The following is a 22061-nucleotide window of genomic DNA, read 5'->3' as shown; positions in this document are numbered from 1 at the left end:
GGACCGGCCGTTCGAGGGCACGGCGGACGGGCGCGCCGAGGACGGGCGCACTGAGTAAGCACGGTGTAACTGAAACGCAAGCACCGGCCCCTACCGTGAGGGGCTCTGGAGACGGACCGGGCATCTGAACGAGGTCGTGCCGTCACGCGCCGAAGCTCTCTCGCGGGGGCGAGTGCTTCCGGGTGGCCGGTCCGCTGGACATACGCAGGTGGGGGGTGAGACGCGGATGCGCTTCGCGATCCTGGGCCCGCTCGAGGTCACCACCGAAGGACGATCCCTGCCGCTGTCCGCGGCCAAACATCGTGTGCTGCTCGCGTCCCTGCTCGTGGAGGCGAACCAGCCCGTTCCCGTGACCCGGCTGGTCGAGCGGTTGTGGGGTGACGCGCCCCCGCAGTACGGCAAGGGAACGCTCCAGACCTATGTGATGCGCCTGCGGCGGATCCTGAACCCGCATGCCCCTTCGGGACACGACGTGATCCGTACCGGCGCCGACGGCTACCTCGTCGACATCGCACCCGACGCCCTTGACCTCAACCGGTTCGAGGCCCTGAGGCGTCAGGGCAGGGCCGCGTCCAGGCGCGGCGACCTGAGCGGGGAAGCCGGCCACCTGGCCGAGGCGCTCTCCCTGTGGCGCGGCCCGGCCCTCATGGACGTGCCGTCCGAGTCCTTGCAACGGGAGGAGGCGCCGCGGCTCACCGAGCTGTGGCTGCAGACCGTGGAACGGCGCGTCGACGTGGACCTCGCGCTCGGCCGGCACTCCCTGGTGGTCGGCGAGTTGCGGCGGCTCACCGGCGCGTACGGGCTGCGCGAGCGGTTCTGGGAGCAGCTGATGCTCGCGCTGTTCCACTGCGGGCGCCAGGCGGAGGCCCTCACGGCCTACCGTGAGGTGTCGGAGAAACTGCGGTGGGAACTGGGCGTCGATCCGGGTGAGCGGCTGCGCCGGATCCATCAGGCCATCCTGGACAACGACCGTGACCTGCTGCCGGGAGCACGGACGACCGCCGTCACGTGCGAACACGCGCCGGCGCCGCCCTGGAAGGCGATCTGCCAGCTTCCACCCGACATCGGCGGTTTCACCGGGCGGGCGGAGCTTCTCGAACAGATCACGACGTCGCTCACCGGCCAGGGGACGGACACCGCGGTTCCCATCGTCGCCGTCTCCGGCATGCCCGGGGCCGGCAAGACCGCGCTCGCCGTCCGGGTGGCCCACTCGCTGCGTTCCCGGTTCCCCGACGGGCAGTGGTACGTGCGCATGGAGGGATCCGGACCCGCGCCGCGCGATCCGGCCGAGGTCCTGGCCGAGGTGCTGGAGGCCGCCGGGATCCCACGCGGCGAGGTACCGGCGTCGCTGGAGGGCCGGGCCTGCATGCTCCGCGCCCATCTGGCGGACCGGCGGGTGCTGCTCGTGGTGGACGACGTCCGCGACACCGGGCAGATCCGCCCGCTCCTTCCGGGCACTCCCGGCTGTGCCGTCCTCGTGACCAGCCGCAGGGACCAGTCCGCGCTGGTCGCGCTGTACGGCGCACGGCATTTCACCGTCGACGTCCTGGGCCAGGGTGAGGCCGAGACGCTGCTCACCCGCCTTCTCGGCACGGAACGGGCCGGCCGGGAGCGGCGTGCGCTCGCCGGGCTCGCGCGGCTCTGCGCCCGCCTTCCCCTCGCCCTGCGCATCGCCGCGGCCGATCTGTCCGGACGTCCCCAGCCGAGCATCGCGGAGTACGTGGCCGACCTGGCGAGCGCAGGACCGCTCGACCGGCTGGTGCTGCGCGGCGACCCGGCCGTCGCGGTGCGCTCCGCCTTCGACCTTTCGTACGCGGCGGTGTCCCCGGACGCCCGGCGCATGTTCCGGGCGCTGGGGTTGGCGCCGACGCGCTCCTGCCCCGCGCCGGCCGCCGCCGCGCTCATCGCGGTCCCCCTCGGGCGGGCCCGGCTGCTGCTCGCCGATCTGGCCGCGTCCCACCTGGTGCAGCCCCTGCCCGGCGAACGGTACCGGCTGCACGACCTGCTCCGTCTCTACGCCGTCGAAAAGGCCCGGACCGAGGACGCCGAGGAGGACCGCGCCGCCGCCTTGCGCCGGTACTTCTCGTGGCAGCACACGGTCGGCACGGCAGGGGACCCGCCGGGCCCGGGCACGCCGCGCGCCGCCGGCATCGACGCGGCCGGCCGTTCCGCGTTCGTCTGGGAGACGCTGCCGTGGCAGGACACAGGCGGGCGGACGGCGTACGCCGTGAACCGCCGTAGTGATGTCGGGGGTGGGATCACTTACGCCCTGGAGGGGTAGCACCCTGGTCGGAGGGGTGCTCGGCGCGGGGCGGCCGGAGTACGGCGGACGGAGAGGACATCCCATGAAGATCGCAGTCATCGGCACCGGTCTCATCGGCTCCCAGGTCGTCCGCGAACTCGCCGCGGCCGGCCACGACGCGGCCGGTCACTCCCGCTCCACCGGGGTCGACCTGCTCACCGGCGAGGGCCTCGACGAGGCGCTGCGCGGCGCCCAGGCCGTGGTGGACGTGAGCAACTCACCGACCTTCGACGAGGCGTCCCTCGACTTCTTCCGCACCTCGGTCGGCAACCTGCTCGCCGCCGCGGCGAAGGCGGGCGTCGGGCACGTCGTCACGCTGTCGATCGTGGGCGTCGACCAGGTCCCCGAACTCGCCTACTACCGGGCCAAGACGCTGCAGGAGAACCTGGTGAAGGCCGGGTCCGTCCCGTACTCGATCGTCCGCGCCACCCAGTTCATGGAGTTCATCCCGGCGGTGCTGGACGCGACCACCGACGGTGACGTCGTGCGCCTGCCGTCCACCCCGATCCAGCCCATCAGCTCCGCGGAGGTCGCCGCCGCGGTCGCAGAAGTCGCCACTGGCGCCCCGCTGCGGGGCACGCGGAACATCGCCGGGCCCGAGGTCTTCCCGCTGGACGAACTCGGCCGCATCACCCTGGAGGCGACCGGCGACGGCCGCCGCGTCGTCACCGACGACACCGCCGGCCTGTTCGCCGCCGCCAAGGGGGACGTGCTCACCGCACCCGAAGGCGCCCACCTCGCCACCACGCGCTACCGCGACTGGCTGCGGTCCCGCTGAGGGTTCTCCTTCCGGAGCCGCGCGCGGCGCCGGCGGACGGAACTTCCACGAACGGTTGGGCGCCTGAGAGCATCGAATCCCTTGACCGTACATCGATGTTCATTTGAGGTGGTGCCCTCATGATGCCCCTGCAACCGGGTGATCCGCGCCAGGTGGGACCGTACCGGCTGGAGCGGAGACTGGGCGGGGGCGGGATGGGGCAGGTGTTCCTGGGCCGCTCCCCCGGCGGACGGCCGGTCGCGGTGAAGGTGGTCCGCCCGGAACTCGCCGGGGACGCGGCGTTCCGGCGGCGGTTCGCCATGGAGGGGGAGGCCGCCCGCAGGGTCGGCGGGTTCTACACCGCCCAGGTGGTCGACGCCGATCCCCACGCGGACCCGCCGTGGCTCGTCACGGCCTTCGTCCCCGGCCCGTCACTGCTGCAGGCCGTCCAGGAAGACGGGCCGCTCCCGGCGCGGACCCTCGGCGTGCTGGGAGCGGGCCTCGCGGAGGGACTGGCCGCCATCCACCGCGCGGGCCTGGTGCACCGGGACCTCAAGCCCGGCAACATCATCCTCGCCGCCGACGGTCCCCGCGTCATCGACTTCGGCATCGTCCGCGCGCTGGACGCCGCCCACACCTCCACCGCCGTGCTCGGGACGCCCGGGTTCATGTCCCCCGAGCAGGCACGCGGACTGGACGTGGGGCCGCCCAGCGACGTGTTCGCGCTGGGCTCGGTGCTCACGTTCGCCGCGACGGGGAGCGGCCCCTTCGGCACGGGGTCGGCCGAGGCGATCGTCTACCGGATCGTCCACCAGGAGCCCGACCTGACCGGGTTGCCCGCCCACCTCGCCGGCCTGGTCCGCGCCTGCCTGGCCAAGGACCCGGAGCAACGGCCCCGCCTCGCCCAGATCCTGGACAGCCTCGCGGCCGTCCCGTCGGCCCCGTCCGACTCGGGCGGGTGGCTTCCCCCCACCGTCACCGCGCTGATCAGCCAGTACGACCGCGATTTCACGGACCGCCCCCACGACACCGCCGACACGGCGCTCACCACGCGGGCCGACCGTCGGCGGCGGCCGAGCCGCCGGGGTTTCCTACTGGCCGGACTGGGGGGCGCCGCGGGCGTTCCGGTGGTCGCCCTGCTGCGGTCACTGCCCGCGCGCGCGGGCGGTTCCCGCACCCCCGAACCGGGCCGGACCAGGGCGTCCCTCCGTCCCGGCGCTCCCGTCACCCTGTTCGAGGGCGACGGAATCGTACGGTCGATGGCGTTCAGCCCGAAGGGCGACCTCCTGGCAGCCGTCGGCGACGACGGGAAGGCCAGGCTGTGGACGGTCGACGGCAGAAGGCTCGCCAAGACCTTCACCCACAAGGTCACCAACCCGTGGAACACGCCGCTCGACCGGGTCACCTCTTTCAACCCCCAGTTCGGGACGACCTTTTCGACGGCGTTCACCCCGGACGGGTCCGGCCTGGTGGTCGGCAACGGCGACGGGACGATCGATCTGTGGAACATCGCCACGGCCGCCGTCACGACTCTCCCCTCCCCCAAGCCGGAACTGTGGAACAGCGCCACCGGCTGCGTCGCGGTCAATCCGAAGGACGGGGCGGTGGCGTTCTCCTACGACGCCCCGATCGTCAGGGTGTGGGACCCGGCCGCCCGCGCGATCAGGGCGACGCTCACCAGCGGCGACGGCTACTGGGTCCAGGCGATGGCGTACGGTCCGTCCGGCGACGTCCTGGCCACCGCCAGCGGCAACGGCAATCCCGGTAACAAGGCCGGCGACGGACTGCTCCACCTGTGGGACACCTCCACCCACGGGCAGATCGCCACGCTGGCCCGTACCAACTCCGACGTGCAGTCCCTGGCGTTCGCGCGGGACGGCAGGACGCTGGCGAACCTCCGCAACGACGGCCTGATCACGCTGTGGAACGTGCCGTCCCGGGAGCGCGCCGCCACCCTCGCCGGTCCCGGCTCCGGCGTCACCTGCATCGCGTTCGGTCCGAACGGGCTGCTGGCGGGCGGCTTCAACGACGGCACCGTCACGTTGTGGGACGTCACCGCCGGTAAGAGCGTCACCGTGCTGAGCACCGGCGCCAACACCGAGATCCAGTGCGTCGCGTTCAGCCCGGACGGCGGAACCATCACCGCCGGAGGCCGGAAGCTCACCCTCTGGACCCTCGGGTGAAGGCGGAGTCCGCCGAGGCCATGAGGGGAGGCGGCCGGCTTCAGGTCACCAGGCCCCGGCGGTACGCGTAGACGACAGCCTGCACGCGGTCGCGCAGGTCGAGCTTGGTGAGGATGCGCGACACGTACGTCTTCACGGTCTCCTGGCTGATCACCAACGTCGCGGCGATCTCGCTGTTGGACAGCCCGTTGGCGATGAGGCGCAGCACCTCCAGTTCGCGCGGGGTCAGCGCGACGTCGCCGGGCGTGGTCTCGGCGGGACGGATCCGCGCCGCGTACTTGCCGACGAGCTGCCGCGTCACCTCCGGTGCCAGCAGCGCGGCACCGGTCGCGACGGTGCGGATGCCGTGCAGCAGCTGCGCCGGCGGGGCGTCCTTGAGCAGGAACCCGCTCGCCCCCGCCCGCAGCGCCTCGTACACGTACTCGTCCAGGTTGAACGTCGTCACCACGAGCACCTTGACGGGCTTCGACACCCCGGCACCGGCCAGCAGGCGGGTCGCCTCGATGCCGTCGAGCACCGGCATCCGCACGTCCATGACCACCACGTCCGGGCGCAGGCGGTGGGCGAGGTCGACCGCGGTGCGCCCGTCCCCGCACTCGCCCACGATCTCCAGGTCGGGCTGCGCATCGATGATCGTGACGAACCCGGTGCGGATCAGCGCCTGGTCGTCGCAGACCAGGACCCGGATCGGCGCGCTCACGACGGGCTCCCCGCGGGGATGCGGGCCCGCACGACGAAGCCGCCGTCCGGCCGCCGGTCCGCGGTGAACTCGCCGCCCAGGGCGTCGACCCGTTCGCGGAGCCCGGCCAGGCCACGCCCGCTTCCGCCGGGAGAGCCGGCGCTTGAGCCGGTGCCGTCGGTGCTGACCTCCACGGTGATCTCCTTTTCGCCATGGCGCACGCCGACCTCCGTGCGGCTGCCGTGGGCGTACTTGAGGGCGTTCGTCAACGCCTCCTGCACGACCCGGAACGCCACCAGCTCGGCACTTCCGATGGTCTCCGCCGGCCTGCCCTCCTCGGTGAACTCCACCGGCTGCCCGGCCCGGCGCGTCTGCTCCACGAGCGCGTGCAGGTCGCCGACGGACGGCGTCCTGTCGCCGGTGTCCTGGTGGTCGGGGTTGAGCAGGTCGAGCAGATGCCGCAGGTCGGTGATGGCCCGCCGGCCGGTGTCGGTGACGGCGCTCAGGGTCTCGTCGAGACGATCGGGCACGGCGGTCAGGTACCGTGCCGCCTCGGCCTGCACGACCATCGCCGTCACGTGGTGGGTCACCACGTCGTGCAGTTCCCGGGCGATGCGGGCGCGTTCGGCGGCGCGGGTGGCCTCGGCGACGCGACGGCGGCGTTCGGCCTCGGCCGCCCGGGTGGAACGCATCCAGGACCCGACCCCCCACGCGCCCGCCAGCACCAGGTAGAACGTCACGAACTCTTCCGGTCCGGCGCCCGAGCCGAGCCGGCCGAGCGCGACCGCCAGCGGCACGTACGCCACCGAGGCGAGGACGGCGGTGACGCGCCGGTGACGTTCCAGATGGGCGCCCGCGCTCAGCAACGCGATCGGCAGCGCGGTGCCCGCGTACGCGTGGTAGCCGCGGAGCTGGTCGACGGCGAAGCCGAGCGCCACGAGGGCGACGCAGACGGCCGGCCACCGCCGCCGCACGGCGAGCGGCAGGCACTGCAGGGCGACCGCCACGACGGCCAGTTCGTCGAAGGGGCGGGCCGGCAGGTCGCCGACCTGCGTCCCCTGGTTGTGGAACGCCGGCAGGAGTGACACGACGGTGAGCAGCAGCGCGAGCGGGAGGTCCCGTACCGTGACGTCCCACCGCCGCCACAGGTCCGGGATGCGCCGAAGATCGGTCACTGGGAGAGGGTAGCGGTCGCGGCGGCCGGGGCGGTGCGCCGACGGCGGGGAACCAGGTTGCCACGCCGGTGGGCCAGCCACAGGAACACGATCGTCAGCAGCACGCCGAACCCGATCGCGGGCGGGCTCGCCTCCGGCCCGAACTCGCCGCCGGTGAACAGGGCCGGGCCCGACGTCTCCCCGCGCAGCAGCCCCTCCGTCGTGCCGTTGCCGGAGACCTCGGTGCTGAAGATGCCGGCCGCGGCGAAGTTCCAGCCGAAGTGCAGGCCGATCGGCACCCACAGGTTGCGGGTGGCGGCGTACGCGGCGGCCAGCATGCCGCCGGCCTCGATCGCGATCGCGATCGCGCCCCACAGGCTGGCGTGCGGGTTGGTCAGGTGCGACAGGCCGAACAGCAGGCCGGTCAGCGTCAGCGCCAGCCAGGTGCCGATGCGCTCCTCGATGATCCGGAACAGGACGCCGCGGAAGAGCAGCTCCTCCGTCACGGCGGCGGCGGCCATGAAGCCGGCCAGCCCCGCCGCGCCCTCCGGCGAGCCCAGCCCGTCGATCCGGTAACCGTCGTTGAAGGCGATGTTCCCGATGACGGCCGCGAACATCGCGACACCGATCACCAGCCCGCGGCCGACGGCGGCGGCGGCGCCCTTCACGGCCACCTCCACCGGCGCGCGGCGCTCGGTCCACCGCACCACACGTCCGTAGACGACCACCGCAAGCACGGCCGTCGCGAGGCCGAGGACCAGGGTGAGCAGCGTGTTGCCCTCCACCGCGGCGACGGCCGTGCTGCCGACGAACGCGACCGCCGCGACGGCCACGAGTTGCACCAACAGTCGCATGACGACTCCTTAGCGAGATTCCGCGGCCGGAGCGCCGCGGCGACGTGGAGAAACGCTATGGATTCGTCAGCCCCGAATCTTCACCGCACGGTGGACACTCGCGTGTAGCTCGCACGGGGGACAACCCCGCCGCGATCGCGCTTCGAGGTCCGTGCCTGGTCGAGTCGCACGCGCAACGCGGCCATTCCGTCGAGCGGCTCGGACACTTTCCTCCCTGGTGGCGGACTGCGCGCCTCACGGGTTCGGCTAGAAATAGTCGCCGAACAGGTCCTTGGTCGGCCAGGTCTTCAGGCCGTTGGCGACGGTGTGCAAGGGCGCGCTGAAGTCGGTGTAGGTGTAGGGCAGGCCGGACGGGTCGTCGCGCTGGTCGAACAGCAGCGCCCACGTCACGCCGTCGTAGCGGCGGGTCACGATCGTGCTGGTGCCGTCGTAGGCGCCGTCGTGCCAGGTGTTGCGGCCCCCGGTCACGTCCCGGACCTGCCAGCCGAAGCCGTAGTAGGAGCCGCCGGAGTTCAACCCGGTCTCCGGCTTGGCGAAGATCGAGGCGATCGAGGAGGCGTTCAGCACGCTCGTCCCGCCGTCGAGGATCGTGGTGAAGCGCACGTAGTCGACGGCGGAGGCCAGCCAGCCGCCCATCGCGGTCCGGTTCTCCACGTTGAAGGTGCCGTAGGGGGCGGGGACGGTCGTCCCGGCCGCGTCGAACACCGACGGGCCGGTGCGCTGCGAGAAGTAGGGGACCTCGCCCGGCGCGCGGTCGGCCCGCATGGTCCTGCCGGGACGCATCCGGGTGATGCCGACCGGCGCCAGGACGTGGCGTTGGACGTACTCGGCGTACCCCATGCCCGAGACCTTCTCGATGATCTGGCCGAGCAGCAGGTAGCCGTAGTTGCTGTAGGCGTAGGTGGTGCCGGGGTCGTGGTCGAGCGCCAGGCCCGCCCCGTAGCGGACCATGTGCTCCCGGGTGATCGGCAGTGGGACGTCCAGCAGCTCGGCGGTGGCGCGGTCCTTGTACGTCGGGTCGCCGGAGATGTCGCGGTCCCAGCCGCCGAGGTGCTGGAGCAGGCGCCGCACCGTCACCTTGCCGAGACGCGCGTCGAGCGACCGCCCGGGCGGCGGGGTCAGCGTCAGCAGGTCGGTGACCGGCGCCGACAGGCTCAGCCGGCCGGCCTGGACGAGCGTCATGACGGCCGTCGCGGTGATCGGCTTGCTGAGGCTGGCGAGCCGGAACAGGGACGTGGGCTGGACGTTCAGCGACGTGTCGTCGCTCCAGGTGTAGCCGCGGGCGTGCAGCAGCCTGCCGCCGCGCATCACGGCGAGCGCCCCGCACGGGATGTTCCGGTCCTGCATCAGCTTCTTGACGGCGGTGTCGAAGCCGTCCAGCCCGGCGCCCGCCGTCCCGGAGACCCGCCACGTCCGAGCCGCCGCGGCGCCCGTCCGGGCGGCCGGGCGCGACTGCGTCGAGCAGCCTCCGGCCAGGGCGGGCACCGCCAGGCCGAGCCCGGCCAGTCCCATGAGCTTGCCGAAGTCACGTCGGCGGAATTCCTGTGACACCCGTCCTCCTGGCTCGTCTCGCCACCCCTCGCAATGGGGAGATCACGGAAATTACATGATCGGGGTGGCGCGAGTGCCGCTTTCCGTCACGGTGTGGTGAGGTCGACGGAAAGTGGGATGCGGTCCAGGTTCTCCGGGAGCCGGGGACAGGTCAGGGCGGCGGTGGAGGAGGAGAAGCAATGGTCGGCCGGAGACGAACGCCCCATAATGGCCGGGCTATGCAGGGGAATCGACCGTGGTGGGCCTTGCTCGTCGCGGGACTTGCCGCGATCGTGGCGAGCGTTCTGCTCTGGAATGCGTCGTATCAGCACATACCGGTGCATTTAACCGCTCGTCTCCTCCCTCCCGGCTACAACGTCCACTCGGTGGCGTTCAGCCCGGACGGGAAGACCCTTGCCGTCGGTGGGGAGCACCGCACCGGGCCGCACGCCGAGGCGAAGGTCTGGTTGTGGGACCTGGCCGCCCGCCGGGTGTCGAACGAGATCACCGTCCCCAACACGGGCAGGGTGCCGGGTCCGGAGCGCGGAAAGACCATCGAGCGGACCTTCCCGGTCAAGTCGGTGGCCTTCAGTCCGGACGGCAGGACCCTCGCGATCGGCGGAGGCCGCGAGAAGTTCTGGCTGTGGGACCTGGCCGGGGGACGGGTGTCGAACCCCTTCACGGTGCCTCAGGGCAACTCCGCCGTATCGGTGGTGTTCAGTCCCGACGGTAAGACCCTGGCCGTCGCAGGAGAAGGGAACGTTCAGCTGCGGGACCTGACCACCCGCCGGAACACCGTCACCATCACCGAGCCCGGCGACAAAGGCGCGTCGTCGGTGGCCTTCAGCCCGGACGGCAGGACCCTGGCCCTTCAGAGGAGCGAGTACGTGCAGCTGTGGGACGTGGGCACGCGGCGGAACACCGCCACCATCGCCGCCCCGGACGGGCATCGGTTCGTCTCGGTGGCGTTCGGCCCGGACGGCAGGACCCTGGCCACCAGCGGATTCGACGCGAAGAACAACGGAGAGGTCCGGTTGTGGGACGTGGCCGCCCGCCGGAGTACCGCCGTCGTCCCCTCGCGGCATGGACACGCGTTCTACTCCGTGGTGTTCAGCCCCGATGGCGCGACTCTGGCCATCGGGGGAGATCAGGACCTGCGGCTGTGGCACGTCGCCGACCGCCGGTACCTCGCCGTCGTCAACACCGGCGACGAGGGCGTCAGCAGCGTCGACGCGGTCGCGTTCAGCCCGGACGGGCGGACGGTGGCCGCGGGCGGATACGGAATCAGGCTGTGGCGGGAGGATGGAGATGACTGACCGCGTGGTGATCACACACGCCTGGCGGCCGCTGTACGAGGCGGGCGTCGTCGGCGTGGGCCTGGCGGCCATCACAGCCCTGGCCATGAGGGTGCTGTCCTTCCTCGACGATGGTGGCGGCCCTGCGGAGCCCGACCGCATGTGGGGGCTGGGATGGCACGCGGGGACGCTGGCCCTCGCGGGTGTCATCGCGGTCCTGTTCGCCCTGGCGATGATCGACGCCGGACGTGCGAGCGACGCCGGACGTGCGGAGAGCGCCTACGGGGGCATCGGCACCGCACAGAGATTCGGCCTGGTGCTCGGCGTGGGGGCGTGGCTGCTGGCCGGACTGTACACGCTCGCGGTGTGGTTCGTCCTCCGCGGAGTCTGCGAAGACGGCGGGCGAGGCTCGTTCGAGTGCGTACACCGCCCAGGTCCGGTCCTCAACGTCCTCGGGGTGACGGCCTCGCTGGCACCGACCCTCGTGCTGTGGGTCCTGTTCCGGAAGGGGCGCCGTTCACGGGTGGCCGCATGGCTGTCGCCAGTCCTGGTCATCGGCCTGTATGCGCTGGCACTCCTCCTGTGGGAGCCTCATATCGGCCTTGGAGTGCCGCTCCGCCCCGAACCGGACTTCTGAAACACCCCCTGAAACCGCCGGCCCTCGGAGCCGGCTCGCCGGCTCAGGCGCCGCCGGCCTGCCCTGCGGACGGGGCGAAGACTCCGGCATCCCACAGGACGCGCACATGGTCGATCAGCGGCGACCCGAGGGCCCGAAGCGCGTCCGGGTCGTTGTCGGCCACGGCCGTGGTCACCATCGCGCTGGTCGCCGCCACGATCACCCGGCAGGCGAAGCGACCGGGCTCGTCCGTCACCCCCAGCAGGTCGGCGAGCGCTTCGGTGATGGACTCCTGCAACCGGGCGCGCCGCTGGAGCGCCTCGGGCCCGGCCGCGTGCACCTCCACGAGGAAGAGCCGCGCGTAGGACATCTCCTCGGACAGCGCGCGCAGGTACGCGGTGATCGCCCGCTCGAACAACCCCAGCCGGTCCCCCGCGGCCTCGGCGGGCGGCCCGCCGTCGCGCGCCCAGCCCGCGCCGTCGTCGACCGCCTCGGCGATCCGCTGCAACAGCAGCTCGCCCGCCGCCTCGAAGGCGGCCATGAAGCAGTCCAGCTTGGACTCGAAAAGCTCGTAGAAACTCTGCCGCGACACCACGGCGCGCTTGAGCACGTCCGCCACCGACGTGGCCACGTACCCCTTCTCCGCCATCACATCGGCCATCGCGCGGCACAACCGCGACCGCTGGATGCGCTGCACCTCCGCGCGTGGCAGAGCGTGGCGCCCGCGAGGCAGGCGGCGGGCCCCGGACTCCTGCATCCGACCACGATAAAGGACATACCACTCGATCACTCAGACGGTATTGTCTTTCTGAGGACCGGGAGGTGGTTTGTGCAACCGCTGGAGACGTCGGACCCCGTTCAGATCGGGCACTACCGGATGCTCGCCCAGCTCGGCCGGGGCGGCATGGGGCGGGTTCTGCTGGGCGGCGGACCGGACGGGCGGCTGGTCGCGGTCAAGCTGGTGGACGAGCAGTTCGTGAACGACGACGGGTTCCGCGCCCGGTTCCGCCGCGAGGTGCGGGCCTCCCGCAAGGTCGCCGGCGCCTACACCGCGGCGGTGATCGACGCGGACGCCGAGGCGCCGGAGCCCTGGCTGGCGTCGGTCTACGTGCCCGGGCCGTCGCTGCGCGAGGTGATCGACACCATCGGCCCGCTGGCGGCCGAGCCGGCGCTGCGGCTGGCCGCGGGCCTCGCCGCGGCGCTGATCGAGGTCCACCGGGCCGAGCTGGTGCACCGGGACCTCAAACCGTCCAACGTGCTGCTCACCGACGACGGCCTGCGGGTGATCGACTTCGGCATCGCGCGGGCGACCGAGATCGAGGACGGCACCCAGGTCACCCGCACCGGCGCCCTGGTCGGCACCCCCGGTTTCATGTCACCGGAACAGGCCCTCGGCCAGGCCCTGACCACCGCCAGCGACATCTTCTCGCTGGGCTCGGTGCTGGTGTACGCCTGCACCGGCCGGGGGCCGTTCCATGCGCGGAACACCCCGCAGACCCTGCACAACGTGATCCACGCCGACCCCGTCCTGGGGACGCTCCCCGACCGGCTCCGCGACATCGTCCCGGCCTGCCTGGCCAAGGACCCGGCCGCCCGGCCGAAGCCCGCCGACCTGCTGAACGCGATCGGCGAGGTGGCGCCGGCCGCCCGCCCCTGGCCGGCACCGGTGCACGAGCTCATCGCGCGGCAGGACGCCGAGGTCGCCCGGTTGCTACGCGCCCCTGAACCCCAGGTGCCGTACGGACCGCCCCGCGTTCCCCCCGGCGTCCCACCGGCTTCTCACCACGGCTCTCACCCCGGAGTCCCACCGGCCTCTCACCCCGGCGTTTCAGCCGGCCCTCAACCGAGCCTTCACCCCGGTGTCCCGCCCGGCGTCTCCTACGGTGTTCCACCCGGCGTTCCGGCGGGTGCGCCGGGGGGCGTCGGCATGGCGCAGCCGCCCGGCCCCGGGGGCGGACGTCCGGGCGGTGCGGCTCCGGCCAGGCCTGACCGGAGGCGCGTTCTGCTGATGGCGGGCGGCGGCGCCGTCCTCGGCCTCAGCGCGATCGGCGGCACCATCGCGTGGGCGTTGCGCGGGGACGACAAGCCCGAACCCAGGCGGAGCGGTGCGTCCGGCGGAGCGGCCGCGTCACCGCTGGCCACCCTGACCGGCCACGCCGGTTCGATCCACTACGCGGAGTTCAACCCGAGCGGGGAGCTGCTGGTCACCGCCGGCGAGGACGGCACGGTGCGGCTGTGGGACGTCAGCGCCCGGCAGATCTCCGGCGAACCGCTCAAGGTGGCCGCCGAGTCCGCCCGCAAGGCGACGTTCGACAGGGTGGGAGAGCTGCTGGCCACCGCGAGCGTGGACGGTGCCGTCAAGCTGTGGGACGTCAAGACCCGCCGCCAGGTCGGTGAGACCCTCGGCGTGCCCATGTTCGACTTCAGCGACCGGCCCGGCCCGGTGAGCGACGTGACCTTCAGCCCGGACGGGGACACGCTGGCCGCCGCGGGCACCAAGATGCTGCAGATGTGGGACACCGACTCCCGCGACAAGACCGGCACGCTGACCTTCGACAAGGTCAACCTGATGACGCAGATCGCCTTCAGCGGCGACGGGCGGCTCCTGGCCATTCCCGACGACCAGCTCATCCGGGTGTGGGACGCCGGCTCCCGCAAGCAGGTCGGTCAGTCCCTCCTCGGACACACCGCCAAGATCGCCCACGCGGTGATGAGCCCGGACGGCCGGACGCTGGCCACCGGCGGCTGGGACACGACCATACGGCTGTGGGACATCCAGAGCAGGACGCCGATCGGGCAGCCGATGCGCGGCCACTCCCACGTCATCCAGGGGCTGGCGTTCAGCCACGACGGGCGGTTCCTGGCCAGCGTCAGTCACGACGCCACGGCACGGCTGTGGGACGTGGCCAAGCGCGCGCCCATCGGAAAACCGCTCACCAGCGGGGTCAAGACCGCCAGCGCCGTGGCGTTCAGTCCGGACGGGAGACTCCTGGCCACCGCGGGCGACAAGACCGTGTTCCTGTGGAACGTCGCCGACCGCACCAGCAGCTGACCCACCCCGCCCACCAGCCGCTCGTCCACCGGCCGCGGGGGCGGCCGTACCGGAATCGAGGTTGCCCATGCGGCCGCTCACCGCGTCCGATCCGGTCCGGATCGGGCACTACCGGATGCTCGCCGAGCTCGGCCGGGGCGGGATGGGCCGCGTGCTGCTGGGGTCGGCGCCCGACGGGCGGCTGGTCGCGCTCAAGCTGGTGCACGCCCGGCTCGTCGGCGCCCCCGGCTTCCGCGACCGGTTCCGCCACGAGGTGGCGGCCACCCGCACGGTGTCCGGCGCGTACACGGCGGCGGTGCTCGACGCGGACGCGGACGCGCCGTCCCCCTGGCTGGCGTCGGTGTACGTGCCGGGGCCGTCGTTGCGGGAGGCGGTCCGGGCGGCCGGTCCGCTGCCCGAGCAGGCGGCGCTGCGCCTGGCGGCCGGGCTGGCCGCCGCGCTCCTGGAGATCCACCGGGCCGGGCTCGTGCACTGCGACCTCAAGCCGTCCAACGTGCTGCTGGCCGCGGACGGCCCGAAAGTGATCGACTTCGGTGTCGCGCGGGCCATCGAGGCCGACGGCGGCGACCAGGCCGAGGCCTCCCCGCTCGCCGGCACGCCCGGATACATGTCGCCCGAGCAGGCCCAGGAGGGGCCGGGGACCACGGCCGGGGACGTGTTCTCGCTGGGCTCGGTGCTGGTGTACGCCTGCACCGGCCAGGGGCCCTTCGAGGGCCCGGGCATCGCACAGGCGCTCTACAACGTGGTGCACGCCGAACCCGACCTGGCCGCCGTGCCCGGCCGGCTCCGCCCGATCGTCGCGGCCTGCCTGGCCAAGGATCCGGACCAGCGGCCGACGCCCGACCGGCTGGCCGCGATGATCGGCGCGGTCGCCCCGGCCACCCGGCCCTGGCCGCCCGCGGTGCAGCAGATGATCGAGGAACGGCGGGCCGCGATCGCGAGGATGCTCGGCCCCGTCGCCGGCCCGCCGCAGACGCCGACCGTGATCGACCCGGTGTCCGGCCCGCACGGCCCCCGCCGCGGCCTGTTGTCCGTCCTCGGCACCCGCCGGGGCGTATCGTTCGCGGGCGGCGCACTCGCCGTGGCGGTGGCGGTGACCGCGGTCGTGATCGTGGCGCCGTGGTCGGGGTCGGGGTCGGCCGCGCGGACCGCCCCACAGCCGTCCCGATCCGCGGCCCCGCCCGCCCACTGGCAGCTGCGCGGGCACACCGCGGCCGTGTACGACGTGGCGTTCAGCCCGGACGGCCGGACGCTGGCCAGCGCGAGCGACGACGGCACGGTCCGGCTGTGGGACGTGCCGAGCCGGAAGCAGCGCGGTACGCCCATCCGTCACCCCGACGGCCTCAACGCTCTGGCGATCAGCCATGACGGCAGCGCCCTGTACACCGCGGGCGACGACGGCTACCTCAGGATCTGGCCGATGTCGGGCCGCGGCCGTTCGAGTGGTTTCGAGACCGGGCTCGGCCCGCTCACCGAGATGGCCCTGAGTCCCGACGGCCGCGTCCTGGCCACCAGCAACTCGGCCCAGTCCGTGCGGCTGTGGGACCTGGACGACGGGAAGGTGGGGCCGCTGCTGGAGACCGAGGCCGGCGGCGTCGAGGCCCTGGCGTTCGCTCCGGACAGCCGCACCCTGGCCATCGGCACGACCGGCACCGAGAAGAACCTCGACACCGGCAACACCCAGGGCCTGGCGCAACTGTGGGAGGTGTACGACCGGAAGAAACTCGGGGAGAACTTCTCCGGGCACGACTCCTGGACGCAGGGCGTGGCGTTCAGCCCCGACGGACGGACGCTGGCCGTCGCGGGCGGCGAGATCACACGCCTGTGGAACGTGTCCCGGCACCAGGAGGTCGGCGCCCCGTACCGCTGCGACGGCCGCTGCTACACCGTGGCGTTCAGTCCCGACGGCCGCACCCTGGCGGCCGGGGGTTCGGGCACCACCGTCCGGCTGTGGAACGTGGCCGACCACCGGCAGATCGGCCCCACCCTCAGCGGCAGCAACGGCGTCATCTTCAGCGTGCGGTTCAGCCCGGACGGCCGTACCGTCGCCACCGGCGGCGGGGACGGCACCGTACGCCTGTGGCCGGTGCCCGGGAAGGGCTAGACGTCGGCAGCCCAGTGGTGGACAGCCTGGTGAAGTGACGTTTCCAGCGGTCGTGGCATGGGACGTCGCGGCGCGCCGCCCGCGGCGGCGTGTGAGTGGCGCGCCGGGCCCTGCCGCACCGACCCTCACCGCTGCGGCCACCGGCGCGGGCGCGTGCGGCCGTGGACGCGCGTCGGCCCGTCCCAGGGACACGAGGCCGGGACGGGCCGATGGGATGGGACACGGCGTCCGCCGGTCGACCCTGACGGCGAACAACCGGCAAGGGCCCGACGGTGGACTACCGGGTCCGTGTCACCCGGGCGTTCAGTTCTCCGAGCCGAGTTCGGGGAGGTTCTCCGCCAGCGGCACGAACTCGGTCGCCGTCAGCAGCCCGTCGTTGTCGGTGTCGTACTCGGCGAACAGCGCCCTGACGATCCCGGACAGATCATTCACCTCGGCCGCCGGGAACATCCCCGCAATCGCCGCGGTCACCTCTTCCACGGTGAGCCGCCCATCCCCATCGGTGTCGTATCGAGCGAACACCGCCTCGTACTGATCGGACATGATTCCCTTCCGCGACGCAGCCGTGACCCCTGATCGTAACGACTTCCGGACGAGACGACCGCCCCGGACGGCACGAACGCCCACGTACCGGGCCGATGCCCACGTGCCGGGGCGGCCTGGCCGCTGCCCGTCCCACGCAGGCCGCCGCGTCACCGTGGCCTGCCCCCAGCAGGAGGGGCGGGGCGTCCGCCGTGTCAGCGACCCGTGGGCATCGAGATCAGGAACCGGGGATTGGCCGCGCCGGACGGGACGCACACCGCGCCGCCCACCGGGAGCCTGCCGTCGAACTCGTCGCGGATCGCCCGCTGCACGCGCAGCTGGATGCCCGCCCCGAGGTGCCTCTTGATGACCGCGTCGACGCCGCCGTCCATCCGGCCGCGGGAATTGGGAATTCATCCTCCGCCGGGCACGCGGCTCAAGGTGACGGAGACGAAGGCCGAGCGCGGCGGCCTGTGCACCGTGAAACTGACCGAACTGGAAGAACAGCCCCTGGTGACGTGACCACTCGCGCCTTGTTCCTGTTCAGTCGCGCCCCCGGACGGCCGTGTGGACGATTTCGGCGACGTTGTAGCCGAGGAGGCTCGCCACGTCGACCAGTCCGGGGGTGCTCAGGACCGAGTTGGCTTCACCGGCGTTGAGGCTGCGATGCCAGCGGGTGTCCTCCTTGGGCTTCTCGTCATTCCAGTACGCCCGCGCGTGGGCGACGAACTTCTCCGCCTCCGCGCGCCCGGGTCCGTCCAGGCGCTCGATGAACTTGTCGAGCTGGTCCTTGCCCACGTAGGGCACGAAGGAGCTCCAGTTCCCGCCGGTGTCGTGCAGCCTGGTGTTGTCCGGCTCGGCGTCCAGCGGCAGATGCAGGAAGGCGCTCAGGCGTTCCAGTGAACGTTCCGGGTCCGCCATGTAGTCCTCGTAGCGCATCGTCAGAACCGGGAGCCCGAACGTGTTGACGGTGCGGAGGGCGTCGACGTAGGTGTCCCGCCAGATTTCGGCTCCCTGCCACAGCGGCTCGCCCGTCCGGTTGCGGTGGCTGATCGCGAAGGCGATCGGGTTCCGCACCGAGGCGATCACGTTCACCGGGGTGCGGTTCGCCGGGTCGGCGCTCCGCTGTTCGACGGCGCGCCGCAGCCATGCGACGTACTTGCTGCCGTCGATGATGACGGAGACGCCGAGCGACCGCGCGAACTGCCCGTGCATGCCGAGGATGTCGTCGTACGTCACGCGCTCCCGCAGCGCGTCGGTGAAGTGCCGGCACTGCCTGCCGAGCAGGGAGCAGGGGCCGCACTCCCGTCCGGAGGTCGGGTGGCTGAGGTCCGGGAACTGCGTGAAGTTGTTCAGCTCACCGACGTAGTGGGCCTTCCTGATGCGGGTGGTCATGTCGCGCCCGATCAGCGTCGAGCCTGAGAACAGGGTGCCGACGACGAACACCGACGCCGGGGGCCGGTCCTGCGCCTTGGACAGTCTCAGCCGAATGTTCGTGAGCCTTCCAGGGGCCTCTTGTGTCTCAGCGTCCATTTTCACGTCCACGGGTCAGGATCCGAATGCCCTCGTACCCGGTGACGCCTGGACGGACGTGTCGCCGTGGTTTGAGGAAGTCGTCTCGCGCGCCCTCACCGGCCAGGGCGGAAGGGGCGAGATGACCGCGCCAGACATTGTGCCCGTTACCAGCGAGGACTGCAGCAGCGCTCCGGGGCGTACGGCACTCGACCCGGCGGCGACGTCGGCCGCAGGAATGTGACGAAAGGTAGTTGTGTGCTTGCCCAGCGTGCGGAGGGGCCACGTGCGTTGACAGTATGTGATCGTGGCGGGCTACCGGTCGGGGTGGTGGCGGAGTCTGGGGGCCACGGCCCTGGGCGTGCTGATCCTGACGATCTCCATCGGTCTGGTCGTGGTGCTGCGCCGGAGCGGGCTGCAGACCGCGGCGAACTGGGCTCAGCTGGCGTCGATCCCCCTGGCGGTCGTCCCGCTCGTGCCCAGCGTGGTCGCCGGGTGGCGGCGAGCGGGTCGGGACGCGCGGACGTCCACTCCCGAGCAGCTCGATCGGGCCCGGGAGACCTTGGCCGGGCTGGTGTCGGAGCAGTGGCGTGAGGAGATCCGGGTCCGCCGGCTGGACGATCCGGCTCCGATGGCCGTGCGGTGGCGGCTGACCGAGCTGCCCGTGATGGATCATTCCGCGCACATCGTCCGGGCTCGCAGGTTCCCGTTCGGCGCAGACCGGCCGCGGCTCGACGGCCGCAGCGACCGCGTCGCCGACCTGGTGCGGGCGTACCGTGACCTGCCCCGCCGCCGCCTGGTGATCCTCGGGGAGCCGGGCATGGGCAAGACCACGCTCGCCGTCCTGCTGCTGCGCCGGCTGCTCCAGGAACGGCGGCCGGGAGAGCGGGTCCCCGTCATGGTGTCGCTGTCGGGCTGGGACCCCGGCGCCGTGTCGTTCGACGAGTGGCTCGCCGGTCGGCTCACCGAGACCTATCCGGCGTTGCGCGCGAACGCCTTCGGCCCGGACGCGCCCAGGGCCCTGGTGCGCGAACGCCGCGTCCTGCCGGTCCTCGACGGTCTGGACGAGCTGCCCGAACCATCGCGCCCCCAAGTGATCAGCGCGCTGAACGAGGCCCTGACCGAGGACGATCCGGTCATCCTCACCTGCCGCACCGCCGAGTACGAGGCCGCCGTGAACGCGCCGGGCGGCGACGTCCTCACCGCGGGGGCGGTCGTCGAGCCCCGCCCCCTGCGGTCGGCCGACATCGCCGCCTACGTGACCCACAGCCTGCCGCCGCGTCCTTGCGGCGCGTGGCCCGACCTGCTCGCCGCCCTCGCCGCGGGCGAGCGCACGCCGCTCACCCGGGCGCTCGCCACCCCGCTGGCCCTGTGGCTCCTGCGCAAGGTCTACATCGACACGCGGACCGACCCGGCCCCGCTCCTGGACGCGTCGCGTTTCACCGGCCCCGGCGCGATCGTCGACCATCTGCTCGACGACCTCGTCGACGCCCTGGTCCCCGCGAACCGCGACGCACGGGACGAGGGCCGCCCGTCACGGCCGCGCCGCGCCCACCGGCCGGAGGACGTCCGCCGCTGGCTGTCGTACCTGGCGCTTCATCTGCGGGCGGCCGGCACCACCGACATCGCCTGGTGGCACCTGCCCGGGATGCTGCCGCGCCGCACCGTCGACAACCTCACCGCCCTCGCGGTCGGGCTGCCGGCCGGTGTCACCCTGGCACTGACGAACCTGGTCATCTTCGGGATCAGCGACAAGCTGGGCAACGCGCTCGCGTACGGGCCGGCCTTCGTGGTCATGCACCGGGTGTTCACCTGGCGACCGGCCCGCGCGACCGCCGGACGGCGGGACCAATGCCTGCGCAGGGCCGCGCAGTGGCTCGTCGGCGGCCTGCTCTTCGCGTTGACGTGCGGCTTCGGCGACGCCCTCACCGACGGGCTCCGCGACGGCCTCTCGGACGGGCTGACGATCGGCCTCGCCGACGGGCTCGGCGTGGGACTCGCGTACGGCCTGGCGACCGGCTTCTTCGGCGCCGGCGGGCCGGACGCCGAACCCGTCCACGCCGACTTCCGGCTTCGCGGCCGCGTCCGTTCCCTGCTCCGGCACGTCGCGATCTGGTTCGCCGGGGGGCTGCTGCTGGGACCGGCGGTCGGGCTCGTGGACGTGCTGGCGGGCGCGTTGGGGAACGAGGCGGTGTACGTGGTCACGGACGGCCTCACCGACCAGTCGCGCATGTACTACGCGCTGAGCATCACGTTCGGTCTCACGTTCGGGGTCGGGCTGGGAATCCGGAACTGGTCGCGCGTCCCCCAGGCCACCGGCCCGCCGCAGACCCCGCGCCAGTCGCTTCGCCGCGATCTGCTGGTCGCGTGCCTGGAGGCCCACACCCTGGGGCTGGCGGTCGGTCTGGCCTTCGGGCTCGCGACGGGCATGGTGGCCGGCCCCGTGAACGGGGTCAGCTACGGGCTGCTGTTCGGCCTCACGTTCGCCCTCATGATCGGGTTGAGGAGCTGCAGCGGCACGTACCTGGTGGCGCTGCTGTACCTGCGCTCGCGCCGGGTGGCGCCGCTTCGCCTGATGCGGTTCCTGGAGGACGCCCACCGGCTCGGGCTGCTGCGTCAGACCGGAACCGTCCACCAGTTCCGGAACGGCAAGCTCCAAGACCGGCTCGCGGCCCACCACACGAGTGACACCGGCAGGCCCCCGGTCGGCCCCAGGCCCCGGCATGTCGCCCCTCATGGAGCACCGCGTCGGCGGGCTCGACGGGAGTGACACGGGAGCAACGAGGAGATCGCCGCCCGGCTCGTGATCAGCCCGGCCACGGCCCGCACCCACGCCAGCCGCGCCATGGTCAAGCTCGGCGCCCGCGACCGCGCCCAGCTGGTGGTGTTCGCCTACCAGTCCGGCCTGGCCGGCTGACATCGGCGCGGGGGGGTGCGGTGGCCGGCCGCCGCGAACGTTTGCCGGGCGGCCGGAGGGTAGGGCAGCACACAGATAGCGAGGTGATACCCATGACGTACACAGCGCAGATGCTGGACACCTATCCGGCCGAGATCAACCTGGAGCACGACCGGCTGTCCCGTGTCATCGACGCGCTGACCAGCTGCGCGCAGGCCTGCACCGCCTGCGCCGACGCCTGTCTGTCGGAGCCCGCCGACGAACTGCCCAGGCTGGCCCGTTGCATCCGCGACAACCTCGACTGCGCCGACATCTGCACGGCCACCGCCGCCGTGCTGTCACGGCACACCGGTTACGACGCCCGGCTGACCAAGGCCCAGGTGGAAGCGGCCATTCAGGCCACCAAGACCTGCGGGGACTCCTGCGCCGAGCACAGCGAGCAGCACGAGCACTGCCGCCTGTGCGCCCAGTCCTGCCAGGAGACCGAGCAGGCCCTCAGGGACCTGGTGCCTCACCTCACGCCGAGCGGCGCGGGTGTGCAGCAGCCGCACCAGGCGGCGCCTCAGCAGGGCATCTGAACGGGAGCGTCCCGACCTCACGCTCCA

The 22061-nt window shown here is 72.5% G+C and carries 18 protein-coding genes and 1 pseudogene; 11 read left to right on the top strand and 8 right to left on the bottom strand.

Annotated features, from left to right (window positions below; genetic code table 11):
• Positions 1-226 precede the first annotated feature (226 nt).
• From ABZ801_RS11775 to ABZ801_RS11765, 3 genes are all read left to right on the top strand, one after another.
• Entirely contained in the window at positions 227-2281 is a 2055-nt protein-coding gene (locus tag ABZ801_RS11775) for a BTAD domain-containing putative transcriptional regulator (protein WP_360696209.1), read from the top strand.
• 64 nt (positions 2282-2345) lie between these two features.
• Complete coding sequence (locus ABZ801_RS11770) at positions 2346-3080, top strand: NAD(P)H-binding protein (RefSeq protein WP_360696206.1); 735 nt, start codon at positions 2346-2348, stop codon at positions 3078-3080.
• Positions 3081-3199: 119 nt separating this feature from the next.
• Positions 3200-5242 carry a serine/threonine-protein kinase gene (locus ABZ801_RS11765; RefSeq protein WP_360696203.1) on the top strand — a complete coding sequence of 681 codons (2043 nt, stop codon included), beginning with the start codon at positions 3200-3202 and terminating at the stop codon, positions 5240-5242.
• A 40-nt stretch (positions 5243-5282) separates the two neighbouring features.
• On the opposite strand, the gene ABZ801_RS11760 is transcribed toward ABZ801_RS11765, so the two are convergent.
• The 4 genes from ABZ801_RS11760 to ABZ801_RS11745 all read right to left on the bottom strand — a co-directional run bounded on the left by ABZ801_RS11760 (position 5283) and on the right by ABZ801_RS11745 (position 9480).
• Entirely contained in the window at positions 5283-5942 is a 660-nt protein-coding gene (locus tag ABZ801_RS11760; RefSeq protein ID WP_344955939.1) for a response regulator transcription factor, read from the bottom strand.
• Complete coding sequence (locus ABZ801_RS11755) at positions 5939-7096, bottom strand: histidine kinase (RefSeq protein ID WP_360696198.1); 1158 nt, start codon at positions 7094-7096, stop codon at positions 5939-5941. The genes ABZ801_RS11760 and ABZ801_RS11755 overlap by 4 nt, the downstream gene beginning before the upstream one ends.
• Complete coding sequence (locus tag ABZ801_RS11750) at positions 7093-7929, bottom strand: CPBP family intramembrane glutamic endopeptidase (RefSeq protein WP_360696195.1); 837 nt, start codon at positions 7927-7929, stop codon at positions 7093-7095. The genes ABZ801_RS11755 and ABZ801_RS11750 overlap by 4 nt, the downstream gene beginning before the upstream one ends.
• Positions 7930-8175: 246 nt before the next feature.
• On the bottom strand, positions 8176-9480 hold the full coding sequence (locus ABZ801_RS11745; RefSeq protein ID WP_360696193.1) for a serine hydrolase domain-containing protein: 1305 nt from the start codon (positions 9478-9480) through the stop codon (positions 8176-8178).
• A gap of 245 nt (positions 9481-9725) precedes the next feature.
• Between ABZ801_RS11745 and ABZ801_RS11740 the strand changes: the two genes are divergently transcribed.
• Positions 9726-10775: a hypothetical protein gene (locus ABZ801_RS11740; protein WP_360696190.1), complete on the top strand. Its 1050-nt coding sequence runs from the start codon at positions 9726-9728 to the stop codon at positions 10773-10775.
• Positions 10768-11391 (top strand): hypothetical protein, encoded by a 624-nt coding sequence (locus tag ABZ801_RS11735; RefSeq protein WP_360696187.1) that lies wholly within the window; start codon positions 10768-10770, stop codon positions 11389-11391. The genes ABZ801_RS11740 and ABZ801_RS11735 overlap by 8 nt, the downstream gene beginning before the upstream one ends.
• 43 nt (positions 11392-11434) lie before the next feature.
• Here ABZ801_RS11735 and ABZ801_RS11730 read toward each other — a convergent pair whose 3' ends face one another.
• Complete coding sequence (locus tag ABZ801_RS11730; RefSeq protein WP_360696184.1) at positions 11435-12127, bottom strand: TetR/AcrR family transcriptional regulator; 693 nt, start codon at positions 12125-12127, stop codon at positions 11435-11437.
• 72 nt (positions 12128-12199) lie between these two features.
• Here ABZ801_RS11730 and ABZ801_RS11725 point away from each other — a divergent pair, with 72 nt between their 5' ends.
• Entirely contained in the window at positions 12200-14422 is a 2223-nt protein-coding gene (locus tag ABZ801_RS11725; RefSeq protein WP_360696181.1) for a serine/threonine-protein kinase, read from the top strand.
• Between the two features lie 67 nt (positions 14423-14489).
• Positions 14490-16526 carry a serine/threonine-protein kinase gene (locus tag ABZ801_RS11720; RefSeq protein ID WP_360696178.1) on the top strand — a complete coding sequence of 679 codons (2037 nt, stop codon included), beginning with the start codon at positions 14490-14492 and terminating at the stop codon, positions 16524-16526.
• Positions 16527-16829: 303 nt separating this feature from the next.
• Here the strand turns inward: ABZ801_RS11720 and ABZ801_RS11715 are convergent, their stop codons facing one another.
• Positions 16830-17069 carry an EF-hand domain-containing protein gene (locus tag ABZ801_RS11715; RefSeq protein ID WP_344955923.1) on the bottom strand — a complete coding sequence of 80 codons (240 nt, stop codon included), beginning with the start codon at positions 17067-17069 and terminating at the stop codon, positions 16830-16832.
• Between the two features lie 194 nt (positions 17070-17263).
• Positions 17264-17440, bottom strand: a complete 177-nt coding sequence (locus ABZ801_RS11710) for a macro domain-containing protein (protein WP_360696175.1) — start codon at positions 17438-17440, stop codon at positions 17264-17266.
• Between ABZ801_RS11710 and ABZ801_RS11705 the strand changes: the two genes are divergently transcribed.
• Complete coding sequence (locus ABZ801_RS11705; protein ID WP_360696172.1) at positions 17415-17570, top strand: hypothetical protein; 156 nt, start codon at positions 17415-17417, stop codon at positions 17568-17570. The two genes, ABZ801_RS11710 and ABZ801_RS11705, sit on opposite strands and share 26 nt — an antisense overlap.
• Before the next feature lie 21 nt (positions 17571-17591).
• Here the strand turns inward: ABZ801_RS11705 and ABZ801_RS11700 are convergent, their stop codons facing one another.
• On the bottom strand, positions 17592-18581 hold the full coding sequence (locus tag ABZ801_RS11700; protein ID WP_360696169.1) for a hypothetical protein: 990 nt from the start codon (positions 18579-18581) through the stop codon (positions 17592-17594).
• A 286-nt stretch (positions 18582-18867) separates the two neighbouring features.
• On the opposite strand from ABZ801_RS11700, the gene ABZ801_RS11695 reads away from it, so the two are divergent.
• The 3 genes and pseudogenes from ABZ801_RS11695 (at position 18868) to ABZ801_RS11685 (ending at position 22034) form a co-directional block, all read left to right on the top strand.
• On the top strand, positions 18868-21330 hold the full coding sequence (locus ABZ801_RS11695) for an NACHT domain-containing protein (RefSeq protein WP_360696166.1): 2463 nt from the start codon (positions 18868-18870) through the stop codon (positions 21328-21330).
• A gap of 6 nt (positions 21331-21336) precedes the next feature.
• Positions 21337-21477: pseudogene (locus ABZ801_RS11690) on the top strand (helix-turn-helix transcriptional regulator); the annotation flags it as partial.
• 92 nt (positions 21478-21569) lie between these two features.
• Entirely contained in the window at positions 21570-22034 is a 465-nt protein-coding gene (locus ABZ801_RS11685; RefSeq protein ID WP_344955914.1) for a four-helix bundle copper-binding protein, read from the top strand.
• Positions 22035-22061: the final 27 nt, after the last annotated feature.

Source organism: Actinomadura sp. NPDC047616, from assembly GCF_040642915.1.
Classification (GTDB): domain Bacteria; phylum Actinomycetota; class Actinomycetes; order Streptosporangiales; family Streptosporangiaceae; genus Spirillospora; species Spirillospora miaoliensis.
Note: the sequence above shows the minus strand (reverse complement) of the source record. Positions and strands in the feature narration are given on the sequence as shown.